Annotated in this window: 31 protein-coding genes; 3 read left to right on the forward strand and 28 right to left on the reverse strand. The window is 72.9% G+C overall.

Annotated elements, in window-relative coordinates; genetic code table 11:
* Positions 1-102 precede the first annotated feature (102 nt).
* Positions 103-462 carry a holo-ACP synthase gene (locus tag ACWFNE_RS05135; RefSeq protein ID WP_412867564.1) on the reverse strand — a complete coding sequence of 120 codons (360 nt, stop codon included), beginning with the start codon at positions 460-462 and terminating at the stop codon, positions 103-105.
* Positions 463-553: 91 nt separating this feature from the next.
* Complete coding sequence (gene glmS / locus ACWFNE_RS05140) at positions 554-2410, reverse strand: glutamine--fructose-6-phosphate transaminase (isomerizing) (protein WP_452121387.1); 1857 nt, start codon at positions 2408-2410, stop codon at positions 554-556.
* Positions 2411-2556: 146 nt separating this feature from the next.
* Between glmS and coaA the strand changes: the two genes are divergently transcribed.
* Positions 2557-3513, forward strand: coding sequence for a type I pantothenate kinase (coaA, locus tag ACWFNE_RS05145; protein ID WP_452121388.1), 957 nt, complete (start codon positions 2557-2559; stop codon positions 3511-3513).
* 52 nt (positions 3514-3565) lie between these two features.
* Here coaA and ACWFNE_RS05150 read toward each other — a convergent pair whose 3' ends face one another.
* The 7 genes from ACWFNE_RS05150 to ACWFNE_RS05180 form a co-directional block, all read right to left on the reverse strand.
* A complete protein-coding gene (locus ACWFNE_RS05150) occupies positions 3566-4189 on the reverse strand; it encodes a hypothetical protein (protein ID WP_452121389.1) in 624 nt (207 codons plus the stop codon).
* Positions 4190-4337: 148 nt separating this feature from the next.
* On the reverse strand, positions 4338-5108 hold the full coding sequence (locus ACWFNE_RS05155) for a DedA family protein (RefSeq protein ID WP_452121390.1): 771 nt from the start codon (positions 5106-5108) through the stop codon (positions 4338-4340).
* Positions 5109-5472: 364 nt separating this feature from the next.
* Entirely contained in the window at positions 5473-6138 is a 666-nt protein-coding gene (locus tag ACWFNE_RS05160) for a peptide deformylase (RefSeq protein WP_452121391.1), read from the reverse strand.
* Positions 6135-7481, reverse strand: a complete 1347-nt coding sequence (gene glmM, locus ACWFNE_RS05165) for a phosphoglucosamine mutase (RefSeq protein ID WP_452121392.1) — start codon at positions 7479-7481, stop codon at positions 6135-6137. The genes ACWFNE_RS05160 and glmM overlap by 4 nt, the downstream gene beginning before the upstream one ends.
* A gap of 106 nt (positions 7482-7587) precedes the next feature.
* Entirely contained in the window at positions 7588-8076 is a 489-nt protein-coding gene (gene rpsI / locus ACWFNE_RS05170) for a 30S ribosomal protein S9 (protein WP_034625781.1), read from the reverse strand.
* Positions 8077-8120: 44 nt separating this feature from the next.
* Positions 8121-8570, reverse strand: a complete 450-nt coding sequence (gene rplM / locus ACWFNE_RS05175; RefSeq protein ID WP_258726101.1) for a 50S ribosomal protein L13 — start codon at positions 8568-8570, stop codon at positions 8121-8123.
* A gap of 301 nt (positions 8571-8871) precedes the next feature.
* Complete coding sequence (locus tag ACWFNE_RS05180; protein WP_452121393.1) at positions 8872-10554, reverse strand: ABC-F family ATP-binding cassette domain-containing protein; 1683 nt, start codon at positions 10552-10554, stop codon at positions 8872-8874.
* A gap of 126 nt (positions 10555-10680) precedes the next feature.
* On the opposite strand from ACWFNE_RS05180, the gene ACWFNE_RS05185 reads away from it, so the two are divergent.
* Positions 10681-11295: a DUF5709 domain-containing protein gene (locus ACWFNE_RS05185; protein ID WP_452121394.1), complete on the forward strand. Its 615-nt coding sequence runs from the start codon at positions 10681-10683 to the stop codon at positions 11293-11295.
* A 211-nt stretch (positions 11296-11506) separates the two neighbouring features.
* On the opposite strand, the gene truA is transcribed toward ACWFNE_RS05185, so the two are convergent.
* Complete coding sequence (gene truA, locus ACWFNE_RS05190; RefSeq protein WP_452121395.1) at positions 11507-12397, reverse strand: tRNA pseudouridine(38-40) synthase TruA; 891 nt, start codon at positions 12395-12397, stop codon at positions 11507-11509.
* Between the two features lie 197 nt (positions 12398-12594).
* Entirely contained in the window at positions 12595-13152 is a 558-nt protein-coding gene (locus ACWFNE_RS05195; protein WP_452121396.1) for a dihydrofolate reductase family protein, read from the reverse strand.
* Between the two features lie 144 nt (positions 13153-13296).
* Here ACWFNE_RS05195 and ACWFNE_RS05200 point away from each other — a divergent pair, with 144 nt between their 5' ends.
* A complete protein-coding gene (locus tag ACWFNE_RS05200; protein ID WP_452121397.1) occupies positions 13297-14082 on the forward strand; it encodes an ROK family protein in 786 nt (261 codons plus the stop codon).
* A gap of 313 nt (positions 14083-14395) precedes the next feature.
* Here the strand turns inward: ACWFNE_RS05200 and ACWFNE_RS05205 are convergent, their stop codons facing one another.
* From ACWFNE_RS05205 to rpsH, 17 genes are all read right to left on the reverse strand, one after another.
* Positions 14396-15271 (reverse strand): alpha/beta fold hydrolase, encoded by an 876-nt coding sequence (locus ACWFNE_RS05205; protein ID WP_452121398.1) that lies wholly within the window; start codon positions 15269-15271, stop codon positions 14396-14398.
* 179 nt (positions 15272-15450) lie between these two features.
* Entirely contained in the window at positions 15451-16011 is a 561-nt protein-coding gene (gene rplQ / locus ACWFNE_RS05210; RefSeq protein WP_452121399.1) for a 50S ribosomal protein L17, read from the reverse strand.
* A gap of 70 nt (positions 16012-16081) precedes the next feature.
* On the reverse strand, positions 16082-17095 hold the full coding sequence (locus ACWFNE_RS05215; protein WP_034625816.1) for a DNA-directed RNA polymerase subunit alpha: 1014 nt from the start codon (positions 17093-17095) through the stop codon (positions 16082-16084).
* Positions 17096-17243: 148 nt separating this feature from the next.
* Positions 17244-17645, reverse strand: a complete 402-nt coding sequence (gene rpsK, locus ACWFNE_RS05220; protein WP_034625818.1) for a 30S ribosomal protein S11 — start codon at positions 17643-17645, stop codon at positions 17244-17246.
* 90 nt (positions 17646-17735) lie between these two features.
* Complete coding sequence (gene rpsM / locus ACWFNE_RS05225) at positions 17736-18116, reverse strand: 30S ribosomal protein S13 (RefSeq protein ID WP_034625821.1); 381 nt, start codon at positions 18114-18116, stop codon at positions 17736-17738.
* A gap of 216 nt (positions 18117-18332) precedes the next feature.
* Positions 18333-18446 (reverse strand): 50S ribosomal protein L36, encoded by a 114-nt coding sequence (gene rpmJ, locus ACWFNE_RS05230; protein ID WP_013117849.1) that lies wholly within the window; start codon positions 18444-18446, stop codon positions 18333-18335.
* Between the two features lie 62 nt (positions 18447-18508).
* Positions 18509-18730, reverse strand: coding sequence for a translation initiation factor IF-1 (infA, locus tag ACWFNE_RS05235; RefSeq protein WP_012867920.1), 222 nt, complete (start codon positions 18728-18730; stop codon positions 18509-18511).
* A 391-nt stretch (positions 18731-19121) separates the two neighbouring features.
* Complete coding sequence (locus ACWFNE_RS05240) at positions 19122-20063, reverse strand: LPXTG cell wall anchor domain-containing protein (RefSeq protein WP_452121400.1); 942 nt, start codon at positions 20061-20063, stop codon at positions 19122-19124.
* Between the two features lie 418 nt (positions 20064-20481).
* Positions 20482-21315, reverse strand: coding sequence for a type I methionyl aminopeptidase (gene map / locus ACWFNE_RS05245; RefSeq protein ID WP_452121401.1), 834 nt, complete (start codon positions 21313-21315; stop codon positions 20482-20484).
* Between the two features lie 25 nt (positions 21316-21340).
* Positions 21341-21919, reverse strand: coding sequence for an adenylate kinase (locus tag ACWFNE_RS05250; protein ID WP_452121402.1), 579 nt, complete (start codon positions 21917-21919; stop codon positions 21341-21343).
* Positions 21916-23211 carry a preprotein translocase subunit SecY gene (secY, locus tag ACWFNE_RS05255; protein WP_452121403.1) on the reverse strand — a complete coding sequence of 432 codons (1296 nt, stop codon included), beginning with the start codon at positions 23209-23211 and terminating at the stop codon, positions 21916-21918. The genes ACWFNE_RS05250 and secY overlap by 4 nt, the downstream gene beginning before the upstream one ends.
* A 187-nt stretch (positions 23212-23398) precedes the next feature.
* Positions 23399-24046, reverse strand: a complete 648-nt coding sequence (gene rplO / locus ACWFNE_RS05260) for a 50S ribosomal protein L15 (protein WP_452121404.1) — start codon at positions 24044-24046, stop codon at positions 23399-23401.
* Positions 24046-24228 carry a 50S ribosomal protein L30 gene (rpmD, locus tag ACWFNE_RS05265; RefSeq protein WP_034625838.1) on the reverse strand — a complete coding sequence of 61 codons (183 nt, stop codon included), beginning with the start codon at positions 24226-24228 and terminating at the stop codon, positions 24046-24048. Before rpmD ends, rplO begins: the two co-directional genes overlap by 1 nt.
* On the reverse strand, positions 24228-24875 hold the full coding sequence (gene rpsE / locus ACWFNE_RS05270) for a 30S ribosomal protein S5 (RefSeq protein ID WP_183295456.1): 648 nt from the start codon (positions 24873-24875) through the stop codon (positions 24228-24230). The genes rpmD and rpsE overlap by 1 nt, the downstream gene beginning before the upstream one ends.
* A gap of 40 nt (positions 24876-24915) precedes the next feature.
* Positions 24916-25287: a 50S ribosomal protein L18 gene (gene rplR / locus ACWFNE_RS05275; RefSeq protein WP_034625850.1), complete on the reverse strand. Its 372-nt coding sequence runs from the start codon at positions 25285-25287 to the stop codon at positions 24916-24918.
* A gap of 3 nt (positions 25288-25290) precedes the next feature.
* Entirely contained in the window at positions 25291-25830 is a 540-nt protein-coding gene (rplF, locus tag ACWFNE_RS05280; protein WP_452121405.1) for a 50S ribosomal protein L6, read from the reverse strand.
* Positions 25831-25854: 24 nt separating this feature from the next.
* Entirely contained in the window at positions 25855-26253 is a 399-nt protein-coding gene (rpsH, locus tag ACWFNE_RS05285; RefSeq protein WP_034625859.1) for a 30S ribosomal protein S8, read from the reverse strand.
* Positions 26254-26398: the final 145 nt, after the last annotated feature.

Genomic DNA, 26398 nt, shown 5'->3' on the forward strand with positions numbered 1-26398 from the left:
GAGGAGTACCGGGAGGGCGTGCCTGGACGAGGCGGTCCACACTCCGTGCCAACCGAGGCGCCACCCGGGCGCGCTCGTGGGCCGGCGGCGGTGGGGCCGGCGTCAGGCCGGGTCGCGCTCGGCGACCACGACCGCCGACGCGATCCCCGCGTCGTGCGAGATCGAGAGGTGGAAGCGGGCGACGCCGAGCTCGTCGGCGCGTGCCGCGACCGTCCCCACCACCTCGACGACCGGTTGCTGCCCGGGGACGCGCCGGACCGTCGCGTCCTGCCAGCTCATCCCCGCGGGGGCGCCGAGCGACTTGGCGATCGCCTCCTTGGCGGCGAACCGGGCGGCGAGCGACGCGGGCGGCAGGTGACGCTCGTCGGGCGTGAACAGCCGCTCGAGCAGGCCGGGGGCGCGCTCGAGGGTCGCCACGAACCGCGCGACGTCCACGACGTCGATCCCGACGCCGACGATCACCGGGCGGCCCCCGCCGGCGCCTGCCGGTCGACCGGCGCAGGGCTCGCGAGCGGGACGGCACCGACCGCCCGCGCCCGCCCGCGGCCCGCGCTCACTCGACCGTGACCGACTTCGCGAGGTTGCGCGGCTGGTCGACGTCCAGCCCGCGCGCGGTCGCGAGCTCGCACGCGAAGATCTGCAGCGGCACGACCGCCAGCAGCGGAGCGAGCAGCACGGGCGACTGCGGCACGTAGAACACCTCGTCGGCGAACGGCCGCACGTCCTCGTCGCCGTCCTCGGCGACCACGAGGGTCCGGGCACCGCGGGCGCGGATCTCCTGGATGTTCGAGACGACCTTCGAGTGCAGCGAGTCCCGCCCGCGCGGCGACGGCACGATCACGAACACGGGCTGCCCCGGCTCGATCAGCGCGATCGGACCGTGCTTGAGCTCGCCGGCCGCGAAGCCCTCGGCGTGGATGTACGCGAGCTCCTTGAGCTTGAGCGCACCCTCGAGCGCGACGGGGAACCCGACGTGCCGACCGAGGAAGAGCACCGAGGACGTGTCCGACATCCACCGGGCGATCTCGCGGACGCGCCCGGCGCGGTCGAGCACCTGCTGGATCTTGTCGGGCATCTGGCGCAGGTCCTCGTAGATCTCCGCGATCTCGTCGGGGAACTTGTTGCCGCGCAGCTGTGCGAGGTACAGCCCCAGGAGGTACGCGGCCGTGATCTGCGACAGGAAGGCCTTGGTCGAGGCGACCGCGATCTCCGGCCCGGCGTGCGTGTACAGCACCGCGTCGGACTCGCGCGGGATCGTCGAGCCGTGCGTGTTCACGATCGCGACGACCTTGGCGCCCTGCTCGCGCGCGTGCCGGACCGCCATCAGGGTGTCCATCGTCTCGCCCGACTGCGAGATCGCGACGACGAGCGTCTTCTCGTTGACGACCGGGTCGCGGTACCGGAACTCGTGCGCGAGCTCGACCTCGACCGGGATGCGGCACCAGTGCTCGATCGCGTACTTCGCCACGTGCCCGGCGTACGCGGCGGTGCCGCACGCGATCACGACGATCTTGTCGACGGACCGCAGCACCGACTCGTCGATGCGCAGGTCGTCGAGCACGAGCCGGCCCCGGAGGTCGGTCCGGCCGAGCAGCGTGTCGGCGACGGCCTGCGGCTGGTCGTGGATCTCCTTGTCCATGAACGAGCGGAAGCCGCCCTTCTCGGCGGCCGCGGCGTCCCAGTCGACGGTGTAGCGCCGGCCCTGCGCGGGGCGTCCGTCGAAGTCCGTGACCTCGACGGACGTGGACGTGATCGTCGCGACCTGGTCCTGCCCGAGCTCGAGCGCCTCCTTGGTGTGCGCGATGAATGCCGCGACGTCGGACCCGAGGAAGTTCTCGCCGTCCCCGAGACCCACGACGAGCGGCGAGTCGTGCCGGGCCCCGACGACGACGTCGGGCAGGTCGGCGTGCACCGCGAGGAGGGTGAACGTGCCGTGCAGCCGGCGGACGACGGTGGTCAGCGCCGTGGTCAGGTCGGGGGTCAGCTCGAACTGGCGCGCGACGAGGTGCGCGACGACCTCGGTGTCGGTCTCCGACCGGAACTCGACCCCGGCGGCGAGCAGCTCGGCCTTGAGGGCGACGAAGTTCTCGACGATGCCGTTGTGGATGAGCGCGAGCTTGCCGACGACGTGCGGGTGCGCGTTGACGTCGTTCGGCGCACCGTGCGTGGCCCATCGGGTGTGGCCGATCGCGGCGGTCGCCGGGCCCAGCGGCTCGGCGTCGAGCAGCTCGACGAGGTTGGCGAGCTTGCCGGCCTTCTTCGCGCTCGTCAGCGTGCCGTCGCCGCGCGTGAGCGCGACACCTGCCGAGTCGTAGCCCCGGTACTCCAGGCGTCGGAGCCCCTCGAGCACGACGTCGAGCGGGCGGCCGCTCGGATCCTGGCTGCCGACGTATCCCACGATTCCGCACATGCGGGCGAGTCTACGGGCGCGCGGGTGGGGCTCACGGTGATCTCCGGCACGTGCGGCCGCACCCGCTCCGCCCGCGGTGCTCGCACGCGATCGCACGCGCTCGCACGTGCCGGGCGGCACGGCACCGTCCGGCACAATGGCTCCTCGTGGCCCCCTCCGCCCTCGCGCCGCCGTCCCCGTACGTCGACCTCGACCGGTCCGCGTGGGCACGGCTGAGCGAGTCCACCCCGCTGCCGCTCACCGACGCCGACGTCACGCGGCTGCGCGGGCTCGGCGACCCGATCGACCTCGCCGAGGTGGACGCCGTCTACCGGCCCCTCTCACGGCTGCTCGACCTGTACGTCGGCGCGACGCGCGGCCTGCACGAGGCGTCGAGCACGTTCCTGCGCGAGGACACCGGCAGCACGCCGTACGTCATCGGGGTCGCCGGGTCCGTGGCGGTCGGCAAGTCGACGACGGCACGGCTGTTGCGCGAGCTCATGGCCCGCTGGCCCGCGACCCCGCGCGTCGAGCTCCTCACCACCGACGGCTTCCTCCACCCGAACGCCGAGCTCGAGCGACGCGGGCTCATGGACCGCAAGGGCTTCCCGGAGTCCTACGACCGGCGCGCGCTCGTGCGGTTCCTCACCAAGGTCAAGGCCGGTCGCCCCGAGGTCCGCGCGCCCGTGTACGACCACCTGACCTACGACATCGTGCCGGGCGCCGAGGTCGTCGTGCGGCGCCCGGACGTCCTCATCGTCGAGGGTCTCAACGTGCTGCAGCCGGCCCGCCCGTCGCTCGACGGCGGCGTCTCGAACCTCGCCGTGAGCGACTTCTTCGACTTCTCGATCTACGTCGACGCCCGCACCGCGGACGTCCGGCAGTGGTACGTCGACCGGTTCCTGTCGCTGCGGGCCACCGCGTTCGCCCGCCCCGAGTCGTACTTCCACCGGTACGCGTCGCTCTCCGACGAGGAGGCCGTGACGCGGGCCGAGGCCATCTGGGACGCGATCAACGCCCCGAACCTCGAGCGCAACATCGTCCCGACCCGCAGCCGCGCGACGCTCGTGCTCACCAAGGGCCCGGACCACGCCGTCCAGCGCGTCCGGCTCCGCAAGCTCTGACCCCCGGCGCCCCGCGACCGCGATCAGGACCGGCTGCCGCCGGTGACAGGCCTCACGGAGTCGGTGGCGCGGTGACCCGCGCCGCGAGCAGGTCCACCGGGAAGTGCTCCTCACCCGTCGTGTCGAGCTGCTCGACGGCAGCGGTGAGCTCCTCGGTCGGCGCGCCGCACGAGTCGACGGGGCGGTCCGCCCGCACCGCGCGCCCGAGCGCGTCGACGAGCCACAGGTCCCACGCAGGGGACGCCGGGGCGGCGCACGCCTGGTCGGAGCGCACCGGCTCGGACGGCTCCTCCAGCGCGTCGAGGAGCGGGGCGAGGTCGCCCTCGAGCTGGCGCACGGTGACCGCGGCCCACACGCCGTCGGCGTCCGTGAGCCGCTCCCCGCTCACGCACTGCACGGCGCTGACGGGCGTGAACGCCTCGGGGACGGCCCCCGGCTCGGGGACGTCCGGGTGCGCGGTGCCCGACGCGTCGTCGGCGCGCAGACCGAGCGACGCGATGACCTGCGGTGCGAGGCAGTCGGCCCGCGGTGCCGTCTCGGCCTCGGCGGGCAGCGGCTCGCCCGCGCCCGCGCAGCCGGCGAGCAGGGCCGTGCACGCGAGCGCCACGCCCCCGACGAGCCCGACGAGGCGCGCCCCGGGACTCCCTCGCTCACGCCCTTCGTGTCGTCGTCGCATGCCGAACCCCCCGCTCGCCCCCTGCCGACCCGCGCACCGAGGGAGCACCTCGAGAGGTGGTCCGGTGGGCGGGAGGGACGACAGCGGTGTCGTCCCATGACCAGCGTAGGACCGACCCCGGCGGAGGGCGCCGGGTGAGACCAGATCGTTAACCCGGGTGGGCGGATCGTTGCGGAGACGTGATCGGCCGCGCCGCGCGGGGGTCGGTCCCGGCCGGCACGCGCGTCTCGTGCAGCAGCGGGCCCGCCGGGCCGGCGTCCGCCGCGGGGTCGTCGGCCGGGTCGGGCGCCGCCGCCAGGTCGCGCAGGCTGCTCTGCTCGAGGACGGGGACGCCCGGGCGGAGCCACCGGCGCAGGAGCCAGTCGATGAGCAGACCCACGACGACGCCGATCACGACGCCGGCCACGACCGCGATGACCGGGTGGTCGTGCAGCCAGGCGCCCGCGCCGACCCCGATGGCCGTCCCGTACACGGCCCACGTCACGGCGGCCAGCGCGGTCAGGGCGACGAAGCGGCGACGCCGGTAGCCCAGCGCGCCCGCCGTCATGTTCACGGCCACCCGCCCCACGGGGATGTACCGCGCGGCGAGGATGAACGACGAGCCGCGGTGCGCGAGCGCGTGCTCGGCCCACGCCAGCGTCGCCCGGCCGCGCCTGCCTCGCAGGAACCGGACGCGGTGCACGTCGACCCGGCTGCCGATCGCGTAGGCGATCTGGTCACCCGTGAAGGCGCCCGCAGCGGCCGACGCGACGAGGAGCCCCAGGTTCGGCCCGTCCCCGACCATCGCCGTCGCCGCCACGGCGATGACGACGGACTCGCTGGGGATCGGCGGGAAGAACCCGTCGATCGTCGCGAACACGTAGATCCCCAGGTAGATCCACCCGGAGCCCGCGAGCGCGAGGATCCACTCCTCCAGCACCAGTCATCAGCTCCACTAGGTCGTGGCAGCGAAGCCGCCGGCGAGGTCGTCCTGCTCACGGTAGGTCGCCGTCACCCTGCGCCGGAATGGGGGAAGCCCCCCAGCCGACCCCCAGCGACCCCCAGGTGACCCCAGGGTGTGCGCCCTCCCGCTCCCCTCGATCGTGGGCGACGCGAGCGTGGTGACGCGTCCGTCGACCGGATGAGATCGCGTCCAGGACGCTACTCCGAGGGGCCGACGCGCCGACACCTGATACCTCGTCGCGCGACCGAGGGCGCCCCAAGGTGCGTCGCAGGGCGGCGTTCACGGCGACCGGCGGCACCCGCCGCGCTCGACCCGGGGTGGTGGCGCGAACCTCCTCGCCTCAGCGCAGCGGGAAACCCAGCGCGCGTGCAGCCGTCTCGGGCCGCGGCTCGCCGGCCCAGCGGGCGCCGAGCTCGTCGGTCCGCGCGAGCGAGCGCAGCTCGGCCCGGTCGAGGTACAGGGTCCCCCCGAGGTGGTCCGTCTCGTGCTGAGCGATGCGCGCGGGCCAGCCCGTGAGCACCTCGTCGAGCGCGTTCCCCGCCTCGTCGACGCCCGTGAGGCGGACGGAGCGGTGCCGCGCCACGACGGCCTGGTAGCCCACGACGCTCAGGCAGCCCTCGTAGAACGACGCGCGCTCGTCGCCGACCGCCTCGTACCGGGGGTTCACCAGCACGCGGAAGGGCAGGCGGGGCCGCTCGCGCACCTGCTCGACGTCGGGGTCGAGCATGCCCGGGTCCTCGACGACCGCGAGCGCGAGCGAGAGGCCGATCTGCGGTGCCGCGAGCCCGACCCCGGGCGCGGCGTGCATCGTGCGGCGCATGAGCTCCACGAGCGCCGTCAGCTCAGCGGCGTCGAGCTGGCCGTCGTACGGCTCGGCCACGGCCCGGAGCACGGGGTGACCGGCCTGGACGATGGGTGCGACGCCGCCCTGCGCGTCGGTCGCGGCGAGCAGGCGGTGGACCTGCTCGCGCAGCAGGGTCCCGCCCCCGGACGGCGTGCCGCTCACAGCGCGAGCTGCGCGCGCACGACGTCCGCGAGCCCGTTCGCGATGCGCTCGGCGTCGTCCTGGCTCGCGGCCTCGACCATGACCCGCACGAGCGGCTCGGTCCCCGAGGGGCGCAGCAGCACGCGCCCGGTGTCGCCGAGCTCGGTCTCCGCGGCGCGCACGGCGTCCGCGAGCACCTCGTCGGTCGACGCGCGCGCCCGGTCGACGCGCGGCACGTTGACGAGCGTCTGCGGGAGCCGCTGGACGACCGAGGCGAGCTGCTCGAGCTTCTGCCCCGTCCCGGCGACGCGCGCCGCGAGCTGGAGCGCCGTGAGAACCCCGTCGCCGGTCGTCGCGTGCTGCGCGAGGATGACGTGGCCCGACTGCTCGCCGCCGAGCGCGTAGCCGCCCGCGCGCATCTCCTCGAGCACGTACCGGTCCCCGACCGCCGTCTCGATCGTGCGGATGCCCGCGGCGGTCATCGCGAGCCGCAGCCCGAGGTTGCTCATCACCGTCACCACGAGGGTGTCGTCGGTCAGGGTGCCGCGCTCGCGCATCGCGACGGCGAGCGTCCCGAGGATCTGGTCCCCGTCGACGAGCGCGCCCGTGTGGTCGACCGCGAGGCAGCGGTCCGCGTCGCCGTCGAACGCGACACCGAGGTCCGCCCCGGACGCCACGACCGCGGCCTGGAGCTGCTCGGGGTGCGTCGAGCCGCACTTCTCGTTGATGTTGCGCCCGTCCGGGGACGCGTTGATCACGACCACGTCGGCGCCGGCGGCCCGCAGCGCGGCCGGGCCGACCTCGCTCGCCGCACCGTTGGCGCAGTCGACCGCGATGCGCAGGCCCGCGAGGCTCACGTCGATGGTCGAGACGAGGTGCTCGACGTAGTCGGCTCCCGCCTGCCCGTTGTCCATCCGGATGCGGCCCACGGCGGCGCCGACCGGGCGCTCCCAGTCCTCGCGCAGGCGCGCCTCGATCGCGACCTCGAGCTCGTCGTCGAGCTTGTGGCCGCCGCGCGCGAGGAACTTGATGCCGTTGTCCGGCATGGGGTTGTGCGACGCGGACAGCATCACGCCGAGGTCGACGTCGAGCGACGCCGTGAGGAACGCGACGGCGGGCGTCGGCAGCACGCCCACGTTGAGCACGTCGACACCGGCGCTCGCGAGCCCGGCGGCGACCGCGGCGCTGAGGAACTCCCCGGAGGCACGGGAGTCGCGGCCGATCACGGCACGCGGGCGGTGGCCCTCGAACTGGCCCAGCGAGCCGAGCACGTGCGCCGCGGCGACGGACAGGTCGAGCGCGAGCTCGGCCGTCACGTCCCGGTTCGCGAGGCCACGCACCCCGTCGGTCCCGAACAGACCCATCAGGTCACTCCTTCGTCGTGCGTCGTGCGGTTCCCGCCGGCTCGTGAGACGCCGATGGCCCCGATGGTCTGGTGACCGTCGGGGCCATCGGGCCACGGCTGAGGGATCAGCGCTTGGAGTACTGAGGCGCCTTGCGGGCCTTCTTGAGACCCGCCTTCTTGCGCTCGACGACCCGCGCGTCACGCGTGAGGAAGCCGGCCTTCTTGAGCGCCGCGCGGTTCGAGTCGGCGTCGATCGCGTTCAGCGCACGGGCGATGCCGAGGCGCAGCGCGCCGGCCTGGCCCGAGACGCCGCCACCCGTGATGCGCGCGACGATGTCGAAGCGGCCCTCGACGTCGACGAGCTTGAGCGGGGAGTTGACGAGCTGCTGGTGCACCTTGTTCGGGAAGTAGTCCTCGAGGGTGCGGCCGTTGATCTTCCACTGCCCGGTGCCGGGCACGAGGCGCACGCGGGCGATGGCCTCCTTGCGGCGGCCGAGGGCCTGGCCGGGAGCGGTGATGCTCTGGCCGCGGCCCGTGGGCGCAGCGGTCTCGGAGGTGTAGCTGGTGGGCGTGTCGTCGCCCTCAAGGTCGATGTCGACCGTGGTCTCGGCCACTGGTGTGTCCTCGCGTCCTGTCTGGGTGGCTGGCTGCAGCAGGCTCAGGCCTGCTGAGCGACCTGGGTGATCTCGAAGGGCTTCGGCTGCTGGGCCGCGTGGGGGTGCTCCGCGCCGACGTACACCTTCAGCTTGCTCAGCTGAGCGCGCGAGAGGGAGTTCTTCGGGAGCATGCCGCGCACAGCCTTCTCGATCGCCCGCTCGGGGTGCTTGTCGAGGAGGTCGGCGTACGCGGTGGCACGCAGGCCACCCGGGTAACCGGAGTGGCGGTAGGCAAGCTTGGTCTCACGCTTGTTGCCCGTGAGGGCCACCTTGCCCGCGTTGATGACGACGACGAAGTCGCCACCGTCGACGTGCGGGGCGAAGGTCGCCTTGTGCTTGCCGCGCAGCAGCGTGGCCACGTGGGTGGCGAGGCGGCCCAGGACGACATCGGTCGCGTCGATGACGTACCAGTTCCGCTCGACGTCGCCGGGCTTCGGGGTGTACGTGCGCACGGTCTAAGCCTTCGTCTCGTGTTGCTGAATGTGTTCACGGCGTGGGACCACAGGGGGTCCCGCCGATGAGTGCTGTCGGTGGAGCATCCCTGGCCGGCGAGTGGGATCGCACCGGCACGACCGACCGTGCTGGACCCGGGCGGGAGCAGGTAGCGGCTGCTCTTCGCACATCCAGCGCAGGCGGGAGACGCACAACGACACACCAGAGTAGCCGCCGGTCGCTGGCAGGGTCAAAACGCGGGCGGCTGAACCCGGTGTGACGTCAGCGGTCACCCGCCGCGGACCGGACCGGGTGCAGCGCTCAGCGCGCGCGCTGCACCCGCCCCGCGTCCCACACCGGCTCCGGCGTCTCGACGACCTGGCCGTCCGCCCCGAACGACAGGAACCGGTCGAAGCCGCGCGCGAACCAGCGGTCGTGCGTGACGGCCAGGACCGTCCCCTCGAACGCCTCGAGCCCCGCCTCGAGCGCCTCCGCGGAGTGCAGGTCGAGGTTGTCGGTCGGCTCGTCGAGCAGCAGGAGGGTCGCTCCCCCGAGCTCGAGCAGCAGGATCTGGAACCGCGCCTGCTGGCCGCCCGAGAGCGTGTCGTACGCCTGCTCCGCGGCCGCGACGAGCTCGTAGCGGTCGAGCGCCTTGCTCGCGGGCTCCCGGCCGAGCCCGGGCCGGTGCCCGTCGCCGCGGTGCAGGATCTCCAGGAGGGTGCGTCCCGCGAGCTCGGGGTGCGTGTGGTTCTGCGCGAACCACCCCGGCCGCACGCGCGAGCCGAGGACCGCCCGGCCGGTGTGCGCGACCGGCGCGACGCTCACGTCTCCCGCGGGCTCGTGCTCGGGACCGGGGTCGGAGCCACCGGTCGCGAGCAGCCGCAGGAAGTGCGACTTGCCCGAGCCGTTCGACCCCAGCACCGCGACGCGCTCCCCGAACCACACCTCGAGGTCGAACGGCTTCATCAGGCCGGTGAGCTCGAGCCCGGTCGCGACGACCGCGCGCTTGGCCGTCCGGCCGCCCCGCAGCCGCACGCGCACGTTCTGCTCACGCGCCATGACCTGCGGCGGACCGGCCTCCTCGAACTTGCGCAGGCGCGTCTGCGCCGCCTGGTACCGCGAGGCGAGCCCGTCGTTGAACGCCGCCTTGTTCTTGAGCGTGAACACGAGGTCCTTGAGCTTCGCGTGCTCCTCCTCCCAGCGCCGCATGAGCTCCTCGAGCCGCGAGCGCCGGTCCTCGCGGGCCTGCGGGTACGTGCGGAACGAGCCGCCGTGCACCCAGATGCCCGAGCCCGCCGCGGTCGGCTCGAGGGTCGCGACCTGCGTGGCCGTCGTCGAGAGGAGCTCGCGGTCGTGGCTGACGAACAGGACCGTCTTGGGCGACGCCGCGAGCTGCTGCTCGAGCCAGCGCTTGGTCGGGACGTCGAGGTAGTTGTCGGGCTCGTCGAGCAGCAGGACCTCCTCGGGCCCACGCAGCAGCGCCTCGAGCACGAGCCGCTTCTGCTCGCCGCCGGACAGCGTGCGCACCTCACGGTGCTGCGCCCGGTCGAACGGGATCGACAGCACCGAGTCGGTGACCTGGTCCCAGCCGGCCTCCGCCTCGTAGCCGCCGACGTCCGCCCAGTCGACGAGCGCCGTCGCGTACCGCATCTGCGCGGGCTCGTCGTCGACCTCCATGATCCCGAGCTCCGCGGCGGCGAGCTCGGTCGCGGCGTCCCGGACCGCCGCCGGGGCGAGCGAGGCGAGCAGGTCGCGGATCGAGCGCTCGTCGTCGATCCGCCCGACCATCTGCCGCATCACGCCGAGCCCCCCGCTGCGCGCGACGGCCCCGCCGTGCGGCGCCTCGTCGCCGGCGACGATCCGCAGCAGCGTCGTCTTCCCCGCGCCGTTCGGGCCGACGAGCGCGACCTTGGCGCCGTCCGCGACGCGCAGGTCGACCTCGTCGAGCAGCGGGCGGCCGTCGGGCAGGAAGTAGCTCACGGAGCTGATGTCGAGGTGTCCCACCCCACCAGTGTCCCGGGCGGCGAGCAGTGCGGGCGACCTGTTTCCCGTCGCTCGCCCGCTCTCGACCTCCCGTGCGGCCGCGCGCTCCCCTCGCAGGTCACGCGCGGCGGTGCCATCGTGAGTGCCATGAGTGAAGACACCCCGGCCACCAGCACCGACCCGGCCCTCGGCTCCGAGGGCGACACGAACCAGCTGCCCGGCGAGGACACGCTCGCGGAGCCCGACGACGACACGATGCTCGAGGAGGGGTACTCCCCGCCCGACCACCCGCGCCCCAACCACTTCGGGGAGACCGCGTGGGAGCAGGCCCACGGCGAGACGCTCACGCAGCGGCTCGACGAGGAGGAGCCCGAGGTCTGGGAGGAGCAGCGGCCCGTCGACCCGAACGTCGCGCCCGACGGCGCGGGTCAGCTCGTCGAGGACGGCGACGCGGTCGCGGCGCACGGCACCGACGCGTTCGCCGTCGAGACCGGCTCGACCGCCGGGACCGTGAGCGCCGAGGAGGCCGCGATCCACGTCGTCGACGACGAGGAGATCGTCCTGGACCAGCTCGAGACCGCCGACGCGGGCGACGAGACGTTCGAGGACGAGGACCCCCGCGTCGCCACCGACGTCCTCGTCGACGACGTCTCGGCCGACGCGGGCGCGAGCACCGACCGCGACGTGGTGGGCGACCTCGGCCTCACCGAGGACCCGAGCAGCACCGACGCGCCCTACCTCGCACCCGACGACCGGGCCTGACCGGACGACGACGCGGCACCCCGCCGGTGGGTGCCGCGTCGTCGTGCTGCGCGCCCGCCGCGCTCGACCGACGGTCTGCCGTGCGCGGGGCGCACTCGACCGACCGTCTGCCGTGCCCGAGACGCGCTCGACCGACGGGTCGGCCGCGTCCGGGCTGCGTGCGACGAAGCGTCGACCGGCACGCCGGGGTGCGGTCCGAGGTCCGGAGCCGTCAGCCCTCGTCGGTGCAGCGCCCGCGGAGCGCGTCGACGTCGTCCGCCGCCCGTGTCGCCCGCGTCTGCTCGGCCCGCGCGGCGAGCTCCGCGTCCGGCGGGTAGGCGACCTCCTCGAGCGTGAGGCCGAGCGCGGCGACGACCGCGCTCCCCGGGTCGCGCCGCCGTCCCGCGAGCAGGTCGGCGGGCCACGTCACGTCCCGTCGCCCCTCCCCGACCGCGATGCTCGCCCCGACGAGCGCCCGGACCATGCTGTGGCAGAAGGCGTCGGCCTGGACGTGCGCGACGACGAGCCCCGCGTCGGCCCCAGTTCCGGGCCGCTCCCAGCGCAGCACCTCGAGCGTGCGGATCGTCGTGGCACCCGGCCGCGGGCGGCAGAACGAGGCGAAGTCGTGCCGCCCGAGCAGCAGGCGCGCCGCCGCGTCCATCGCGTCGACGTCGAGCCGCGCGCGGTGCCACAGCACGTGCGTGCGCCGCAGCGGGTCTCGCACCAGGGCGTCGTCGCACACCCGGTACACGTAGCGGCGCCGCAGCGCGGAGAAGCGGGCGTCGAAGCCCGGCGGGGCCACGCTCACCCGGTGCACGGCGACGTCCCGCGGCACGACGCCCGCGAGGCGCGTCGCGAGCGCCTCCGCCGGGGTCCGCGTCGTGCGCCCGACCACGCGCTCCCACACCTCCGGGGTGACGTCGACGTGCGCCACCTGACCGCGTGCGTGCACTCCCGCGTCGGTGCGGCCGGCGACCGCGACACGCAGGCCCTCGGTCCGCAGCACCCGCCCGAGCGCCTCCTCGAGCACCCCCTGGACGGTGCGCAGCCCGGGCTGACGCGCCCAGCCCGCGAACTCGGTCCCGTCGTAGGCGAGGTCGAGACGGACACGCACGCTGCTCACGCCGGACACCGTAACGCCCCGAGGCCGAGGTCCTGGGCCGTGCGCGGGGACCGTGGTCCCTCGGTGGCGACGTCCGGGCCACGGCCGCCGCGACTGCGACCCGTCGAGCGCCCGCACGGGTGGCGGTCGACGGCGTGGGCTGCCCCCCAGGGTCGGTCCCGTCGACCGCCCGCCCGGGTGACGGTCGACGCCGTGCGCTACCGCTGGGTACCGGGCCCGTCGCCCGCCCGGGCCGACGGCCGGTAGACCAGCCGGACGGCTCCGGTCGGGTACGTGCGGGTGTCGACCAGGTCGAAGGTCAGCAGGTCCGACGGCTCGTCGAACAGGCGCCTCCCCCGACCCGCCACCACGGGCGTCACGTTGAGCAGCAGCTCGTCCAGGAGACCGTCGCGCAGCAGGTCGCGGGCGAGGGTCCCGCACCCGTAGCCGAGGAGGTCGTGCTGCTCCCGCAGGGCCGCGACGTCGGCGTAGCGGACTGCCGTCGAGCTCTCCCAGGCGTCGACGTCGGTGAGGGTGGACGTCACCACGTACTTCGGCATCGAGTTGAGGCGTGCGGCCATCGGGCTCGACTGCCCCGGCCACACCGTGGCGAGCTGCTCCCACGTCAGCCGCCCCAGCAGGAGCGCGTCAGCGGCCAGGGCGAGGTCCAGCGTCGCCTGCCTCCCCTCGTCGCTCATGTAGGGCAGCTGCGCCTCGGGAGGCGACTCGATGACGCCGTCGAGGGTGACGAGGGTCTGCACGGTGATGCGGCTCATGCTCGTCAGACGGTGCGCGGACCGGATTCTCATCGGTGCGCCGTCGGCACCTGTGCTCTCGGCGCGAGTGCCGACTCCGGTTCGTGCCCGGCGCACCGCCCCGTGGCCCTCCACCGTCGCCGCCCGCCGCGTTAACGTGGACGGATGCCTGCACCCGTCGCCCCCGGCGGCCGCGCGTCGTTCACCCTCGCGGTCGACTGCGGCGGCGGCGGGATCAAGGCCTCCGTGCTCGACGCCGCCGGGACGCTGCACGCGCCCGCCGTGCGCGTCCCGACCCCCTACCCCCTGCCCCCCGAGCGGCTCGTCGAGACGATCGCCTCGATCGCCGCGGGCCTGCCGCGCGCCGAGCGCGCGACCGTCGGGATGCCCGGCATGGTGCGGCACGGCGTCGTCGTCGCGACCCCCCACTACGTGACCCGCTCGGGCCCGCACACGCGCGTCGACCCGGCGCTCGTGGCCCTCTGGTCCGGGTGCGACATCAGTGCCCTGCTCGAGGACCGGCTCGGCATGCCGACGCTCGTCCTCAACGACGCCGAGGTGCACGGCGCGGGCGTCGTGTCCGGGACCGGCGTCGAGCTCGTGCTGACGCTCGGCACCGGCCTCGGCTCCGCGCTGTTCGACGGCGGCGTGCTCGCGCCGCACCTCGAGCTCTCGCACGCACCCGTGCGCCGCGACACGACCTACGACTCGTACATCGGCCAGATCGAGCGCGCGCGGCTCGGCAACGGGCTCTGGTCGCGGCGCGTGCGCCGGGTCGTCGACGGGCTGCGGCCCGTGTTCCTGTGGGACCGGCTCTACCTCGGCGGCGGGAACGCGCGCCAGATCACCCCGCAGGTGCTCGCCCGGCTCGGGGACGACGTCGTCGTCGTGCCGAACCAGGCCGGCATCGTCGGCGGCGTGCGGGCGTGGGACCTGCGCCGCCCGGACTGACGGGCGCGGCGCCCGACGACCTCCGGCGAATGCTGCCGTCGCGCGTCGTGCGTCGTGCCCACCGCGAGCCGGGGGCAACCCCGCGCCCCACGCGCTGGGCCCTCTCGCTTTCTGCGCCCCTGTGCGTCGAGCGACCCTCGCGTCTCGCGTCCCGCGCCTCAAGCCCTGCGCCCCTGGGCGCCCGCAGCCCTGGCCGTCTCGCATCTCGCGCCGTGGGTCCTGCGCCCAGGGCGCCCCGCAACGTCTCGCGTCTCGCGTCTCGCGTCTCGCGTCGCGCGCCCCGGGTCCTGCGCCCCTGGGCGTCCCGTGTCGCTCAGCCAGCCGTGGCCTTCGGCGTCTCGCGCACGGGCGCGCGTCGACCGCGAGCCGATCCGACCCCGGGCCCGATCTCGAGCTCGTCGAGCGCCTCGAGGACGGTGCGCGTGAAGCGTTCGGGGGCGACGAGGCTCACGAGGTGCGTCGCGCGCGGCACCACGACGAGCCGCCCGTCCCGGCAGGCCGCCAGGAAGCGTCGCTCCTCGCCGCGGAAGTGGTCGTAGCGCCCGTTGACGAGCCACACCGGGACGTCGATCCGGGCGAGGTCGTCGAGCGGCGTGCACGCGGACACCTCGCGCAGCACGTCCTCGACGACGTGCAGGGCGAACCCGCCCGCGCCTGCGTCCTCGGCGGCCGACGGCGGCAGCGCGCGCTCGACGAGGAGCTGGTTGAGCGCCGCGCCGTGGTCGGGCAGCCGGACGATCCCGCGCGCCGCGAGCGACCACCCGGCGACGAGCGGGCGCGCCGGCCGGGTCGAGCACGCCGCCGCGACGAGCCCCGCGACCTGCCCGGGGTGCGTTGCGGCGTGCGCCATCCCGATGTACCCGCCGAGCGACAGCCCGACGACGAGCGCTCGGCCGCCGACCTCGTCGACCGACTCCGCGACCGTCTCGATCGCGCCGGTGCGCGTGAAGCGCTCGTCGAGGCGCGTGCCGTGCCCGGGGAGATCGGGCGCGACGACGCGACGGCCCGACGCCTCCAGCGCCTGCACCTGCGCGCGCCACATGGTCGACGACGTCCGCAGCCCGTGCAGCAGCACGACGGGGAGCGTGCCGGGCTTCGCGCGCACCCCGGTGGCCGGCGGGCTGCCGGTCCGGGCGCCGGGCTCAGCGCCAGGACCGCCACGGGCGTCGCGGGATGCGTCGGTCGTCATCCTCGGAGTCTCGCACCGGCCTTGCGGCGTCCGCACGTGGGTTGGGCCCCGACCCGGCGCGACGCCGACCCGGCCACGATGTCGGCCTGCGCCCGACGACGAGCCGCCGCCACGAGTCGACCGGACACGACGAAGGCCCGGACCGGGTCTCCCCGGTCCGGGCCTCGCGTCGGTGGTGCTCAGGCCTTGTCGGCGCTGTCCTCGGCCGGAGCCTCGGTGGACTCGGCGGCCGGGGCCTCCGTGGTCTCGTCAACAGCGGTCTCGTCGGCAGCCGGCTCCTCGGCGGCGGGCGCGGCGGCGGCCTCCGTCGTCGCAGCCTTCTTCGGGGCGGACTTGGCAGCCGTCTTCTCGGCCTCGCGCACGACCGCCTGCTTCGGCGAGAGCGGCTCGAGGACGAGCTCGATCACGGCCATCGGCGCGTTGTCGCCCTTGCGGGGGCCGATCTTCGTGATGCGCGTGTAGCCACCCTGACGCTCGGCCACGGCCGGGGCGATCTCGGTGAACAGCGTGTGGACGACCGACTTGTCCTTGACGACCGTCAGGACGCGGCGGCGGGCCGCGAGGTCGCCGCGCTTGGCGAACGTGACGAGCCGCTCGGCGAGGGGACGCAGGCGCTTGGCCTTCGTCTCCGTCGTCGTGATGCGCTTGTGCTCGAACAGCGCCGTGGCCAGGTTGGCCAGGATGAGCCGCTCGTGCGCCGGGCCGCCACCGAGACGAGGACCCTTGGTGGGCGTAGGCATGGTCTTTACTCCTTGAGGTCAGTGAAGGGCTGTGCGCGGGCCGGACGGGCCGCACGCCTCCCGGGGGGCGTCAGTACTGCTCGTCCTCGGTGAAGTCGCCCTCGTCGCCGTCGTAGTAGCCGGCGGCGGCGGTCGGGTCGAAGTCGAGCGGGCTGTCCTTGAGGGACAGTCCGAGCTCGGCCAGCTTCTCCTTGACCTCGGTGATGGACTTCGCGCCGAAGTTGCGGATGTCCAGGAGGTCGGCCTCGCTGCGCGCCACGAGCTCACCCACGGAGTGGATGCCCTCGCGCTTGAGGCAGTTGTACGACCGGATCGTGAGCTGCAGGTCCTCGATCGGGAGCGCGAGGTCGGCGGCGAGCGCGGCGTCCGTCGGGGACGGGCCGATCTCGATGCCCTCGGCCTCGACGTTCAGCTCGCGGGCGAGACCGAACAGCTCGACCAGCGTCTTCCCCGCGGAGGCGAGGGCGTCGCGCGGCGTGATCGCGGCCTTCGTCTCGACGTCGACGATGAGCTTGTCGAAGTCCGTGCGCTGCTCGACACGCGTCGCCTCGACCTTGTAGGTCACCTTGAGGACCGGCGAGTAGATCGAGTCGACCGGCACGCGGCCGATCTCGGCGTCGTACGACTTGTTCTGGTTCGCCGAGACGTACCCGCGACCGCGCTCGACCGTGAGCTCGATCTCGAGCTTGCCCTTCTCGTTGAGCGTCGCGAGGTGCAGGTCCGGGTTGTGGACCTCGACCCCGGCCGGCGGCACGATGTCCGCGGCCGTGACGACGCCGGCGCCCTGCTTGCGCAGGTACATCACGACAGGCTCGTCGTTCTCCGAGGAGACGACGAGGTTCTTGATGTTGAGGATGATCTCGGTGACGTCCTCCTTGACCCCGGGCACGGTCGTGAACTCGTGCAGCACGCCGTCGATCCGGATGGACGTGACGGCGGCACCGGGGATCGAGGAGAGCAGGGTGCGGCGGAGCGAGTTGCCGAGCGTGTAGCCGAAGCCCGGCTCGAGCGGCTCGATGGAGAACCGCGACCGGTTCTCCGAGATGACCTCTTCGGTCAGGGTGGGGCGCTGTGCGATGAGCACTTCTGGTTTCCTCTCAGCGCGCGTCCGCCATATGACGCTGCGCAGCTACTGCTGGCCGACCCGGTCTCGGTCCACCCGGTCGGTGAGTCGTGCACGGCTGAGCCGGGTCGCTGCGAGAGCTCCCGCGGCGACCCGGCCCACCGGTGGATCAGACGCGGCGACGCTTCGGGGGACGGCACCCGTTGTGCGCCTGGGGCGTCACGTCCTGGATCGAGCCGACCTCGAGGCCGGTGGCCTGCAGCGAGCGGATCGCGGTCTCACGGCCGGAGCCGGGACCCTTGACGAAGACGTCGACCTTCTTCATGCCGTGCTCCTGCGCACGACGCGCGGCGGCCTCGGCAGCGAGCTGCGCGGCGAACGGCGTCGACTTGCGCGAGCCCTTGAAGCCGACCTGGCCGGAGGAGGCCCAGGCGATGACGGCGCCCGACGGGTCGGTGATCGAGACGATGGTGTTGTTGAACGTGCTCTTGATGTGCGCCTGGCCGTGGGAGACGTTCTTCTTCTCCTTGCGGCGCGGCTTGCGCACGGCGGTACGGGACTTGGGAGGCATGTGGGTTCTCTTCCGGGTCTGCGGGGGTCGTGAGGTCGGGTGTCCGACGCGCGGGCCGCGGCGCTGTGCGCGCCGCCTGCCCGTCGCGAGCTACTTCCGGCCGGCCTTCTTCTTGCCGGCGACGGTGCGCTTCGGACCCTTGCGGGTGCGCGCGTTGGTCTTGGTGCGCTGACCGCGCACCGGAAGGCCACGACGGTGGCGGAGGCCCTCGTAGGACCCGATCTCGACCTTGCGGCGGATGTCCGCGGCGACCTCACGGCGAAGGTCACCCTCGAGCTTGTAGTTGCCCTCGAGGTAGTCGCGCAGCGCGACGAGCTCGGTGTCACCGAGGTCCTTCACGCGGACGTCCGGGGAGATGCCGGTCGCGGCCAGCGTCTGCTGGGCGCGGGTCCGGCCGACGCCGAAGATGTAGGTGAGCGCGATCTCGAGCCGCTTCTCGCGGGGGAGGTCGACGCCGACAAGACGTGCCATGTGCCTGGTGGCTCCTGTACTGCATCGGAGGTCTTCCGCACGGCCCTCCCGCGTTCTGCGGGCCCCGGCCTCCGACCGAGGGTTCGCCGGCGCCGTCCCGCGGACCCGGAGGTCCGTGGTGCTGCGCCGGAGTGGCTGTGCGCTTGCTGGCCCTTCCCGGGAGAACCGGGGGCGGGGGCCGGGTGGTGCTGCTCGGGCCTGCCGAGCGTCAGGGCGTCAGCCCTGGCGCTGCTTGTGGCGCAGGTTCTCGCAGATCACCTGGACGCGACCGTGCCGGCGGATGACCTTGCACTTGTCGCAGATCTTCTTGACGCTGGGCTTGACCTTCATTGCGTGTTCCTCCGCCGCCGTGGCGCCCGGTTGCCCGGACCGACGGCGTGATCGAGTGGCGGTTACTTGTAGCGGTAGACGATCCGGCCGCGGGACAGGTCGTACGGGCTCAGCTCAACGACCACGCGGTCCTCGGGGAGGATCCGGATGTAGTGCTGACGCATCTTCCCCGAGATGTGGGCGAGCACCTTGTGGCCGTTGGCCAGCTCCACGCGAAACATCGCGTTCGGCAGGGCCTCGACAACGCTGCCCTCGATCTCGATGACACCGTCCTTCTTTGCCATATCCTCCGCTAACTCTCTGATGGATGAGACGCACCACGTCGGCCCGCGCCCTCTGCGCTGCCCCGGCCGTGGCCCGGACAGCGAGAACCGCTCACACGCTCCGTGGTCGGGAGTGCACCGACGCGCCGGGCCCCTGAACGCTGGACCCAAGAGCCCTCGGAACGTTCCGTGGGGGTCGAAGACTCCCACGGACACGAGACCGCCGCTCTGCATGCCGGTCGAACGCCCGAAGGGGCGCACACACCCAACGGACAATCTTACGGCATCGGCGCCGCAGAAGAAACCACGACCAGGTGGCTCCGGCACGCCCCCCACGTGACGTCCGGCACGGGTGCACGACGAACGGGCGGCCCGGGGAGAACCCCGGACCGCCCGTCGCTCGAGGTGCGGGTCAGCCCTGCTGGCGGGCCCGGCGCTGGCGTGCGACGACCAGCCCGGCGCCACCGGCGACGAGCACACCCGCGACCGCGAGCATCGGACCGACGGACGAACCCGTCGCAGCCAGGACCCGGCCGCTCGGCGGGGCCGCGGCGAGGACCTCGGACGTGTACGTCGGGCTCGGGCTCGGGGTGGGCGCTCCCGACAGCACCTGGCTCGCGCCCGGGACGATCGGCGACGCCGAGGGGGTCGGCGTCGGGGTGGCCGACGGCGTCGGTGCGGCCGAGACCTCGCCGGAGGGCGTCTGGGACGGACTCGGCGTCGGCGTCGGGTCCTCCGTCGGCTCGGGCGCCGGCGTGGTGACCGGCGGCACGACCGGCGGGGTCGAGGGGACGGGCGACGGCGTCACGACCGGGGTCGCGCTCGGGCTCGGTGCGACGTCGTCGCACTCCGGGACCGAGCCGATCCCGCTCTCGAGGTTCCAGTGCGCGGCCTCATAGAGCTTGCCCGGCTGGTAGCCACCCTTGTTCTTGTCCCACCAGCCGATGTAGCTCTTGGGGTACCACGGCTGCTTGTCCGGGTCCGTGAACACGGCCGTCGTCCCGAAGGCCTTGTCCTGCTGGATGCCCCAGCCCGGGCCGCAGACGGGCACGGGGACGGCGGCCTGGATCTCCTCGAGCGTCAGGTCCCGGCGGTACTCCTTGCCGTCCCACGCCGCGACGAGGAACTGCTCGGTCGAGTTCTCCCAGGCCGCGTCCTTCGCCGGGTCGATCTTCTTGTAGACGTACGCGGCGACGGAGTACGGCTTGCCGTACGGCCGGTCGGTCGCGGACGCCGGCGCGGCAGCCGCGAACGTCGAGGCGGCGATCACCCCGGAGACCAGCGTGAGGGCCAGCGCCCGTCGCCTCGGGGTGGCACCGCGGTCGTGGGCGGAGGGACGCAGGCCGTGCAGCATGGGCAAACCAATCGGTCCGGGGGCAGGCGGCAGGGAGGCGACTACCCGAGGGAGGATCGCACCGTCGCCGTCCGCCACCGCGCGGGGACACAGGGGCCGCAGCAGTGGGGTCACGGGACGGTCGATCCCGTACATAGGGGACGGTAGTCGACGAACCGGACACCTGTCCGGGATTTGCACCGATTGTCGCGAGATCCGCCCCGGACGGCCCAGCGGCGTCCGCACGCCCGCAGGCGCCAGCCCGCACGCGGGTGACCTGACGGCACGCGCCGATGAGCCGAGCGGGCGACGGGAGCGTCCGGAGCCCACGCGCCGATGAGCCCGGCGGGCGACAGGAACGTCCGGAGCCCACGCGCCGAGGAGCCGAGCGGGCGACAGGCGCGTCCGGAGCCGGACTGCCTCGGGCCGGCGTCGCCGCTCAGTCGAGCGCGACGACCTCGACGCCGAGCGCGCCCAGCGGGCCCGCTCCCCCGTCGCGCGCGGTCAGCACCACGATGCCGTCCTCGAGCACCGCGACGGAGTGCTCCCAGTGCGCCGCACGCGAGCCGTCGACCGTGACCGCGGTCCAGTCGTCCTCGAGCGTGCGGGTGGCCTGGTCGCCCCGCGTGATCATGGGCTCGATCGCGACGCACAGTCCGGGGCGCACGCGGGCGCCGCGATCCCGGCTGCGGTAGTTGAGCACCTCGGGGGGCTGGTGCATCGCGGTGCCGATCCCGTGGCCGACGAACTCCTGCACGACGCCGTAGACCGGCCCGCCGTCCGCGGCAGCGGCCTCGACGACGTCCTCGACGGCCTCGCCCACCGCGGCCAGCCTCGTCGCCGACGCCAGCGCGGCGATGCCGGCCCACATCGCGCGCTCCGTGACCGCGCTCAGCGCCTCGTCGGCCGGGTCCGCCCCGGGGAGCACCACCGTGATCGCCGAGTCGCCGTGCCAGCCGTCGACGACGGCGCCGCAGTCGATCGAGACCACGTCCCCCGGACCGAGCACGCGCGGCCCCGGGATGCCGTGCACGACCTCGTCGTTCACCGACACGCACAGCGTCGCCGGGTAGCCCTCGTAGCCGAGGAACGACGGGGTCGCTCCCGCACGGCGGATCACGTCCGCGGCGATCGCGTCGAGGTCCGCCGTCGTCATGCCCGCGCGGACCTGCTCCCGCACGGCGTCGAGCGCGTCCGCGACGATCAGCCCGGCGCGCCGCATGACCTGCACCTGTGCGCGAGTCTTGTACTCGATCCGCTCGCGGCCGAACACCGGGCTCTCCTCTGCCGGCCCGGCGTCAGCCGAGCGCGGGCGTCAGCGCGTCCGTCAGACGGGCCGTGATCTCGTCGATCTCGCCGATCCCGTCGACGCGGACCAGCAGCCCGCGCTCGCCGTAGGCGGTGGTGAGCGGGGCGGTCTGCTCGGCGTAGATGTCGAGGCGGCGCGCGATGGCCTCCTCGGTGTCGTCCTCGCGGCCCTCGACCTCCGCGCGGTTGCGCAGCCGGGCGAGGAGCTCGTCCCGCTCGGCGGTCAGCTCGACCACCGCGTCCAGCCGGCTGCCGAGCCCGGCGAGGATCTCGTCGAGCTCGGTCACCTGGGCCGCGTTGCGCGGGTACCCGTCGAGGATGAAGCCCTCGGAAGCGTCCGGCTGCGCGAGCCGGTCGCGCACCATGTCGTTGGTCACGGAGTCGGGGACGAGCTCGCCCTTGGCGGTGTACTCCTGCACGAGGCGCCCGAGCTCGGTGCCGTCCTTGATGTTCGCGCGGAAGATGTCACCGGTGGAGATCGCCGGGACGCCGAGACGGTCGGCGAGCCGCGCCGCCTGCGTCCCCTTGCCCGCACCCTGCGGTCCCATGATCACGAGCCGTGCTGTCAACGCAGGAACCCTTCGTAGTGCCGCTGCTGGAGCTGCGACTCGATCTGCTTGACCGTCTCGAGGCCGACGCCGACGACGATGAGGATCGAGGCTCCACCGAACGGGATGTTGGTCCCGACGCCGAGCACGATGAATGCGATCGTCGGGATGAGCGCGACCAGCGCGAGGTACACCGACCCCGGCGCCGTGATGCGCGTGATGACGTAGTCGAGGTACTCGGCCGTCGGGCGCCCGGCCCGGATGCCGGGGATGAACCCGCCGTACTTCTTCATGTTGTCCGCGACCTCGTCCGGGTTGAACGTGATCGCCGTGTAGAAGTAGCAGAAGAAGATGATCAGGACGACGTAGATCGCGAGGTGCAGCGGTGCGCCCGGGTCGGCGACGTTGTTGCTCACCCACACGACCCACTCCTGCGTCACGTCACCGAACTGGGCGATGAGGCCCGGGACGGCGAGCAGCGACGACGCGAAGATGACCGGGATGATGCCCGCGATGTTGATCTTGATCGGGATGTAGGTGCTGGACCCGCCGTACATGCGCCGGCCGACCATGCGCTTGGCGTACTGCACCGGGATCCGGCGCTGCGACTGCTCGACGAAGACGACCAGCGCGATGACCAGGACGACGATCGCCAGCACGATGAGGAACTTGCCGAAGCCACCGTCGCCACCCGCGATCGACCACATGGCCGACGGGAACGTCGCCGCGATCGACGTGAAGATGAGCAGCGACATGCCGTTGCCGATGCCGCGCTCGGAGATGAGCTCGCCGAGCCACATGATCAGGCCGGTGCCCGCCGTCATGGTCAGGACCATGAGGATGATCGTGACCGGCGTGTCGTCCGGGATGACGTCGACCGTGCAGTTCGGGAACAGCTGGCCGGTGCGCGCGATCGTGATGACCGTCGTCGACTGCAGGATCGCGAGACCGATCGTCAGGTACCGCGTGTACTGCGTGAGCTTCGCGGTGCCCGACTGGCCCTCCTGGTGCAGCGCCTCGAAGCGCGGGATGACCACGCGCAGCAGCTGCACGATGATGCTCGCCGTGATGTACGGCATGATCCCGAGCGCGAAGACCGAGAGCTGGAGCAGCGCCCCACCGCTGAACAGGTTGACCAGGCCGAGCAGGTCGTTGTCCTGGGTCTGCGCGATGCAGGCGTTCACGTTGGTGTAGGAGACCCCGGGGGTGGGCAGGAACGAGCCCACCCGGAACACCACCATGATGCCGATCGTGAAGAGCAGCTTGCGCCGCAGGTCGGGCGTCCTGAACGCCCGCACGAATGCGCTGAGCACCTGTCCTCCTGCTCCGCCGTGGCGGTGTGTCGTACGGCCGGGCCGATCCGGTCGTCTCCGATGGGTCTCAGGCGGCGTGCCGTTCTGTCGGCGCGACGCTGAGCAACCCCGGGCACCTTAACGGACATCCGCCAAGATGCGAGAACGGGGCCGGCAGGAGCAGTGCCCTGCCGACCCCGTCCTGCGATCAGTCCTGCGCGACGCTCCCGCCGGCGGCCAGGATCTTGTCCTTGGCCGACGACGAGTAGGCGTCCACGGCGACCGACAGCTTCACCGTCAGCTCGCCGGTGCCGAGCACCTTCACCGGGGCGCCCTTGCGGACGGCTCCCTTGGCGACGAGGTCCTCGACCGTGACGTCGCCACCACTCGGGTACAGCGCCGAGAGCTTGTCCAGGTTCACGACCTGGTACTCGACGCGGAACGGGTTCCGGAAGCCGCGGAGCTTGGGCAGCCGCATGTGCAGCGGCATCTGCCCGCCCTCGAAGCGGTCCGGCACCTGGTAGCGGGCCTTCGTGCCCTTGGTACCACGACCGGCCGTCTTGCCCTTGGACGCCTCGCCACGACCCACGCGGGTCTTGGCGGTCTTGGCGCCCGGCGCCGGACGCAGGTGGTGCACGCGCAGCGTGCCGCCCGCGCCCTGCTCCTCGGCGACGACCTTCGACGCAGCCGGCTTCGCCGCAGCCTTCGTGGTCGCGACCTTGGGCGCCTTCGCGGCGGACTCCGTGGTCGCGGCCGTCTCGGCCGGAGCCTTCTTGGCCGCCGCCTTCTTGGCCGGGGCCTTCTTCGCCGGGGTGGTCACCTCGGCGTCGTCCGTGGCCTTCTTGTCGTCAGCCATCACTCGACCTCCTCGACAGCGACGAGGTGCGTCACCGTGGAGACCATGCCGCGGATCTCAGGACGGTCCTCCTTGACGACGACGTCGCCGATCCGCTTGAGGCCCAGGGTGCGCAGCGTGTCGCGCTGGTTCTGCCGTCCGCCGATAGCGGACTTGGTCTGGGTCACCTTGAGACGGGCCATCACGCACCCACCTTCGCAGCGATGCCCGCCGCCTGCGCCCGCAGCAGCGGGGCCGGGGCGACGTGCTCGAGCGGCAGGCCACGGCGAGCCGCCACGGCCTCGGGCTGCTCGAGGCCGCGGAGGGCCGCGACCGTCGCGTGCACGATGTTGATCGCGTTCGACGAGCCGAGCGACTTGCTCAGGACGTCGTGGATGCCGGCGCACTCGAGCACGGCGCGGACCGGACCACCGGCGATCACACCGGTACCCGGCGACGCCGGACGCAGGAAGACGACACCGGCTGCGGCCTCACCCTGGATGGGGTGCGGGATCGTGCCCTGGATGCGCGGGACCTTGAAGAAGTTCTTCTTGGCCTCCTCGACGCCCTTCGCGATCGCGGCGGGCACCTCCTTGGCCTTCCCGTAGCCGACGCCGACCGTGCCGTCACCGTCGCCCACCACGACGAGCGCGGTGAAGCTGAACCGGCGGCCACCCTTGACGACCTTGGCCACACGGTTGATCGTCACGACGCGCTCGACGAAGGCGCTCTTCTCTGCGGCGTCGCCACGACGCCCGCCGCCGTCACGACGACCGCCGTCACGACGGTCGCCGCCGCCGGCGCCACCCTGGGGCGCGCCGCCGGTGTTGCTGCGCTGAGGAGCAGCCATCAGTGAGTCCTCTTCTTCGATGCGGAGTCGGTGGTCGTCGTCACAGGGCCAGACCGCCTTCGCGGGCCCCGTCGGCGACTGCTGCCACACGACCGTGGTACTTGTTGCCGCCGCGGTCGAACACCACCGCGTCGATGCCGGCGGCCTTCGCGCGCTCGGCGACGAGCTCGCCGACCTTGCGCGCCTTGGCCGTCTTGTCGTCGCCCAGTGCCCGCAGGTCCGACTCGAGGGTCGATGCCGACGCGAGGGTGCGACCGACGCTGTCGTCGACGACCTGCGCCGTGATGTGCCGGGCGGACCGGGTCACGACGAGACGCGGACGGGCGGTCGAACCACTGATCTTCTTGCGGAGCCGCAGGTGACGGCGCGTACGCGCGATCGCCTTGCCCTTGCCCCTGATCCCGATGGCCATGGCTTACTTACCAGCCTTTCCGACCTTGCGGCGGACGTTCTCGCCGGCGTAGCGCACGCCCTTGCCCTTGTACGGCTCGGGCTTGCGGATCTTGCGGATGTTCGCGGCGACCTCGCCGACCTGCTGCTTGTCGATGCCGACGACCGAGAACTTCGTCGGGGACTCGACCGCGAAGGTGATGCCCTCCGGCGGCGTGACGGCGACCGGGTGGCTGAAGCCGAGCGCGAACTCGAGCCCGCCGTCCTTGGCCGCGACGCGGTAACCGGTGCCCACGATCTCGAGCTTCTTCTCGTACCCGGTGGTCACACCGGTCACGAGGTTGGCGAGCAGCGTGCGGGTCAGGCCGTGCAGCGAGCGCGAGTTCCGCTCGTCGTTGGGCCGCGTGACCACGAGCGCACCCGCGTCGTCACGTGCGACCTCGATGGGGGACGCGATCGTGTGCGCCAGGGTGCCCTTGGGGCCCGTGACCGTCACGACTGCGCCGTCGATGGTGACCTCGACGCCGGAGGGGACCGGGACGGGGACTCTGCCGATACGAGACATGGCTAGCTCCTTTCCGTCTCGGACTTACCAGACGTAGGCGAGGACTTCCCCACCCACGCCCTTCTTGGCGGCCTGCTTGTCGGTGAGGAGACCGGAGGACGTGGACAGGATCGCCACGCCGAGGCCGCCGAGCACCTTGGGCAGGTTGGTCGACTTGGCGTACACGCGCAGGCCCGGCTTGGACACGCGCTTGATGCCGGCGAGCGAGCGCTCGCGGTTCGGGCCGTACTTGAGCTCGATCACGAGGTACTTGCCCACGGGCGCGTCCTCGACCTTCCAGCCGGCGATGTAGCCCTCGGCCTGAAGGATCTCCGCGATGTGCGACTTCAGCTTCGAGAACGGCATCGAGACCGAGTCGTGGTGCGCGGAGTTCGCGTTGCGCAGACGCGTCAGGAAGTCTGCGATCGGGTCGGTCATCGTCATGGGGCGTCAGCCCTTCCTCGCCGGGGTATCTGCACGGTGGTGGGGGGGGGGGGGGAACCAAAAGGAAAAGAAACACCTAATCAGAGGGTTTCCCAAAAACCGTGTTGGGGCCGCATAAACCCCATCGGTGGTGCATCCCCACCAC

The organism is Cellulomonas sp. NPDC055163, assembly GCF_053607065.1.